The sequence below is a fragment of the Psychrobacter sp. genome (genome assembly GCF_035469765.1).
Lineage (GTDB): Bacteria > Pseudomonadota > Gammaproteobacteria > Pseudomonadales > Moraxellaceae > Psychrobacter.
The window spans coordinates 1-5254 of sequence record NZ_DATIRM010000220.1 but is presented as its reverse complement, the minus strand read 5'-3'; the positions used below and the strand labels follow the sequence as shown (position 1 = coordinate 5254).

Genomic DNA, 5254 nt, shown 5'->3' with positions numbered 1-5254 from the left:
TGTCAATTGCTCAATACTTAGCTTATAGCAATTATCCTTATCGTTATACGCCTCAATACCAGTCAGCCACTTACTGTCGCGCTTGGCAAAAACCATCAAAGTATCTGTTCGCCATGCTCGCTGTTCAATGACTTTCATATCAGTGGGACGCGGCATGCCTTCCACCAGCGCGATATCAATATTCAATTGCTCAACCTCTGCTACTACCTCTTGAGTATTGGCAATATACATATCAACATCTGCATCTGGCAGCGCATCATATAGCTTGGCAAGCAGCGGCGGCAATACATAATTGCCAATGGTGGTACTGGCACCGATATGAATCTGCCCTACTTGCGACTTATGATAATGCTCAAGCGTTAACGACTGCCCTAAGATTGCTTGCGCCTGTATATAAATAGGATGGGCATTGGGATGTTGATTAAGCCTGCGCCCGACACGCTCAAACAATGGCATCTGCAACCTTGCTTCTAATTCTGTCAGTGCACTACTGACCGCTGATTGTGACAAATGCAGTGCTTCACTAGCACGGCTGGTGCTGCCTGTTTGATAGATACTGACAAATATGGCCAGTTGTCGCAGCGTAATCTTCGGTATAGTCTGTACGGCTTTTTTCATGAGGACATCTATCCCTTATTTCTGTTCTTAAGAGTCTTTTCATTCTCAATTTAAAAAATGACTGAAAGTGATTCATCAACCTATAAAATCGATAATTTCTATCTTATTAATCTGTTTTTATTATAAATCGACTTGCCTTATACTGTCCATTCATAAACTTATACTTGTTTCGATTATCAATAAAACAGTCAACCAACAAAGCAGTCAATCGACTAGGACAGTCAGTCATGAACACTTTTACCCAATCAGTCGCCAGTTATTTCCCACGCGGTCACCATTTAGCAGGACTAACCGTAGTGCTGATCGGCAGCTTATTTTGTTTATGGCTAAATAGCAGTTTAGATAACTGGTCGAATGGACGCCTCATTGGATTGTCCTCGCTGACGCTGGCAATTTTACTCGGTATGATACTTGGCAATACGGTTTACCCAAGTGTCGCTGAGCGCTTGGCTCTTGGGGTTGGTTTTGCTAAAGGGCAGATTTTAAGACTCGCCATTATGTTCTATGGTTTTAAATTGACCCTAACCCAAGTATCAAGTGTCGGTTTACCGGCAGTGATGAGCGATGCTTTAGTACTAACGTCGACCTTCCTTCTAACCTATTGGATAGGCACCAAATTATTAAAAGTTGATAAACAAACCACGCTATTGATAGGCTCAGGTGCTAGTATTTGCGGAGCTGCCGCAGTCATCGCCGCTGATCCAATCGTCAAAGCAGAAGCGCATAAAGTCACTATCGCTGTCGCTACAGTGGTCGTCTTTGGGACAATTGCCATGCTGCTCTACCCCTTTCTCTATCATCTTGGTTGGTTACAACCTTGGCTGAGTGTCGAACAGTATGGGATATATACTGGCGCGACTATTCATGAAGTCGCGCAGGTGGTAGTTGCTGGTAATACCGTCAGTCCAGAAGTTGGCGATACGGCGGTTGTAACCAAAATGATTCGGGTCATGATGCTCGCTCCCTTCCTATTGGTACTATCTTTTGCTTTGACCAAAGGCAATAGCAAAAATGGTCAAACTGCTTCAGTTATGAGCCGTATTAAAGAAGTCAAAGTACCATGGTTCGCCTTTATTTTTATCTTAATCGTCTTACTGCATACTTGGCTAAACATGTCTGAGAGCTTTGAGCATAATATGGTTTTGTTTGATGATATCCTACTCACCATGGCAATGTTTGCCCTTGGTTTAACCACCCATCTAAGTGCCATCAAGCAAGCGGGCGTCAAACCTCTGATACTCGGCGCGATAATGTTTATATGGTTAATCGTTGGTGGCGGTCTTATCAATATCGGTATCAGTTTTCTTTAATTAACTTTTAATCTAGTTAATGCTTTGATAGCCTGCTCATTATATAAAAACAAAAATGCCTACGTACTATGATGATAGTCGTAGGCATTTTTTATAGTCAATTCACATCACATGTTAGACGAAAAAAAACGAACCCGAGGGTTCGTTTTTTACTCATCTTGCTCTAATTGTCTATAAAGACAGATTAGATAGCAACGATGTTATGAGCTTGTGGACCTTTTTGACCTTGAGTTACAGTGAACTCAACTTCTTGGCCTTCAGCTAAAGTTTTGAAGCCTGAACCAGTGATTTCGCTGTAATGAGCAAAAACGTCTGCGCCAGTTTCTGGAGCGATAAAACCAAAGCCTTTAGCTTCGTTGAACCACTTAACTGTACCTTTTTGAGTATCTGACATAATATAATCCTACTTTTAAATTTATTAATGGTCTAGTGACCGGTAACGCTTGCAAATAGCTACTGAACGATAAATATTAAAACGAAGGATTATAACTAATACTACGAGGTAATGATTTGGTGCAGAACTGCTCTTAAGCTTGGAGGTATTATAAGGGCAACATCCCATTATCGCAAGTCTTATCTTAGGTTTCGTGTAACCAAAGCCCATTTTTGACTGTTTTTTGCCCTAAAATCAACGTATTTTAGGCATTTGGCAAACGGAATAAATATACCGCTACCCCTGTACAGACCACGCCTACCAGCCACGCCACCCACATCATATCGGTGGGAATGTTAAAAAATAACATAGTCGTTGAAATTATCATCATTATCGTCGCTAACCACTTCGCATATAAGGGTACAGCATGACTATCTTCCCAATCTCGAACGAATTTACCAAAGTATTTATGATTAATGAGCCAAAAGTGAAAGCGCCGTGAGCTCCGCGCCCAGCAACCTGCCGCCAGTAATATAAAAGGTGCTGTCGGCATGACAGGTAACAATATACCAATAATACCCAAGGCGAAAAATATCCAACCAAATACCAAAAACGCCCAACGTACGGTTGGACTAGTATGTTGATTGGTCTTGGGTCGATAATAAAAAGCTTTTTTTGATTGAGTCATGGGATTTTATCAGTCAGTGTTAGACGTTAGGTCATTAAGTATGAACTACCTATATGGGCTATCAAAGATAAAGAAGTTGATAACCCATTTCAAGACTGATTTTGCAGGGTTTTGCTACTGCTGAGTATGTTTGGTTAGTGATTGAGTAAATAGGCACCATTAGATGTTGTAGAATTATTCTCTTTAGCGTGGCAGTTACTACCATTTCTGAGTGGAATAAAATGTGTATTTCGCTATATTTTGGGTAGCTACCCTCTTAGTTTTAAGCCAAGTAAACGAGATAAAAAAACCGCTCACCGTTTAGATGGTAAGCAGTTTTTATTTACTATATAAAATATTTTCGACAGATAGGTTTTATTTCTAACGCTAAACCAATATCAACGCCAGTACCGCAAATATCAAAAAATAGCCAAAGACGCCCATAATCGCGTACATGGTTTTAAGCTCTTTACCATTGATCTGTATGCTGGCTAATGTATTGCCAAGTTTCAAAATGGAGATGGTATAAAAATAAAATGCTAATAAAAGAAGCACCATGCTAATGGTGAATATGGCGATGGAAGACAGCGCGCCAAAAAAGACAACGGTTCCAGGGAACAACGCCTCGCCCTTGATAATTAAAACCAATAGTACGATAGCCACACCTGATGCAGACGCGTGAAAAAATATAATATCGTGCCACGTTGCATCCGCTCTATAAAAACTGGATTCAATATCGAACCTATCGCTACTGAGTGCTTTTGGCGCTCTTGACATAGAAGCGCTATCACGGCTTAACCTACGACCTTTTATATTACTCATGGTAACAAGAAAGGTAAAAAACGACAGGGCGACCCAAAAAATGACATACATATTTATCTTTATCATAGTCATTATCCCTAAACCTAGAGAAACTTGATTTAAAAATATCTTGTGTACTACAAGATTCGGTATAGTATTTTCTGTTTATTTTTCTATTTAGATAACCTCAAAATCTAGAGCAATTAATGCGCATATATTCATATTATCAGCCCTATTACTTTTATTTGTAAAAAAGTGCACTTATAAACGACTTTATTGTAGCGTGGCTAACTTTTGTCACTGTTGCCTATGTGGATACCGTGTTTGGTGATTAGGTGTTCATGATTGATTTATACATCACGCTTGTTTTTTGGCTTAGAAAAACCGCTCACAGCGAGACTGTGAAAGGTTTTCATCTTTTGTGACAAGATGCTGATTTATTTCGCTATCAATCCTATCTCGCGTGCTTCTTTTAACCAGCTTGGAAACTCTTCTAGCATGTTTTCATACAAGGCTTCTTCGCTAATATCGTCCAAATCATCTAATTCAAAAAAGTCGCAATTATCAATCACGCGCCCTGTCATGTCATCTATTTTTTTTAGGATGCCATAACCACGACCACCCAAGCCCACAAACTGCCAAAATATCGGTAGTTTCGCGGCTTCAGTCATGACTCTAGTGATACCGCGATTGTCATTCACCCCGCCATCACTGATAAATAGCACGTAGATAGGCACATCAAGGCCGTCTTTTTGGTAAAACTCCGTCACGGCTTTCATGACCTCTGCTTCGTTATTAACGCGTGGGCCAAGTGCCCATTTGCGCCAGCCGCCATGAGCGTTGTCAATAAAACCGTCATAGTTGCTCAGCCCAATTTCACCCAAATATTGCGGGTCGCGGGCAAACGCCCAGCAGTCTAGCGCTTGGTCATCATCGAAGCTCACTGCCAGTGGCAATAAGCGGTTGACCACCTCTTGCACACGGCCTTTTTTATACTGTCTGTTCATTGAGCCACTGGCATCTAACACCAATGCCACTTTTGCCGTTAATTGCTGCAATTGGCGTTTCTCAAGCGATATGGTGGCTTTTTTGGCAAGGTTAACTAGCTTTGGTGCTTTCTCTAGCATGATCTTTTCTAACGACGGTTTTGCTTGAATTGGCGTGGCGGTTACGTCTGCTGTCGAGTTGCCCTCTTCTACATCGCCGCCGAAATGCTGCACGATGGCGGCAAGCCCACCATTAAAGCCTTGCGCGACGTTAGATACTCGCCACACGCCACTCTTACGATAAAGCTGCATCAGCATACTGGCTTGCTGCTGGGCAAAGTCTGCTGCTTGATACTCTGCCTGCGCTTTTTGCGACTGCTGCCAAATGCCAATCTCTAACGATTGAATTTGATTCAGCGTGGTATCAGCCGATAACACAAAAAACAAGCTGTCTATATTAGCAGCCAGTTTGGATAAATTGACTTCAAACTCGGCTTGA

6 protein-coding genes are annotated in these 5254 nt (G+C 41.5%); 1 reads left to right on the top strand and 5 read right to left on the bottom strand.

Translation table 11 applies throughout. The features are described 5' to 3' along the window. A partial coding sequence (locus VLN09_RS06290) for a LysR family transcriptional regulator (RefSeq protein ID WP_325244744.1) occupies positions 1 to 618 on the bottom strand: 618 nt, incomplete at its 3' end. Positions 619 to 845: 227 nt separating this feature from the next. Between VLN09_RS06290 and VLN09_RS06285 the strand changes: the two genes are divergently transcribed. Next, positions 846 to 1928: a YeiH family protein gene (locus tag VLN09_RS06285; protein WP_325244743.1), complete on the top strand. Its 1083-nt coding sequence runs from the start codon at positions 846 to 848 to the stop codon at positions 1926 to 1928. 184 nt (positions 1929 to 2112) lie between these two features. Here VLN09_RS06285 and VLN09_RS06280 read toward each other — a convergent pair whose 3' ends face one another. The 4 genes from VLN09_RS06280 to VLN09_RS06265 all read right to left on the bottom strand — a co-directional run. After that, positions 2113 to 2322 (bottom strand): cold-shock protein, encoded by a 210-nt coding sequence (locus VLN09_RS06280; protein ID WP_010201661.1) that lies wholly within the window; start codon positions 2320 to 2322, stop codon positions 2113 to 2115. Positions 2323 to 2566: 244 nt separating this feature from the next. Next, complete coding sequence (locus tag VLN09_RS06275; protein ID WP_325244741.1) at positions 2567 to 2989, bottom strand: YbaN family protein; 423 nt, start codon at positions 2987 to 2989, stop codon at positions 2567 to 2569. A gap of 366 nt (positions 2990 to 3355) precedes the next feature. Beyond that, positions 3356 to 3856: a hypothetical protein gene (locus VLN09_RS06270; RefSeq protein WP_325244739.1), complete on the bottom strand. Its 501-nt coding sequence runs from the start codon at positions 3854 to 3856 to the stop codon at positions 3356 to 3358. 350 nt (positions 3857 to 4206) lie between these two features. After that, positions 4207 to 5254: VWA domain-containing protein (locus VLN09_RS06265; protein ID WP_325244737.1), on the bottom strand; the 1048-nt coding region annotated here is incomplete at its 5' end.

What these genes read in the sequence shown, in the direction of transcription:
- VLN09_RS06285 (WP_325244743.1), top strand. Translation starts at nt 846, where the DNA reads ATGAACACTTTTACCCAATCAGTCGCCAGTTATTTCCCACGCGGTCAC.
- VLN09_RS06275 (WP_325244741.1), bottom strand. Translation starts at nt 2,989, where the DNA reads ATGACTCAATCAAAAAAAGCTTTTTATTATCGACCCAAGACCAATCAA.
- VLN09_RS06280 (WP_010201661.1), bottom strand. Translation starts at nt 2,322, where the DNA reads ATGTCAGATACTCAAAAAGGTACAGTTAAGTGGTTCAACGAAGCTAAA.
- VLN09_RS06270 (WP_325244739.1), bottom strand. Translation starts at nt 3,856, where the DNA reads ATGATAAAGATAAATATGTATGTCATTTTTTGGGTCGCCCTGTCGTTT.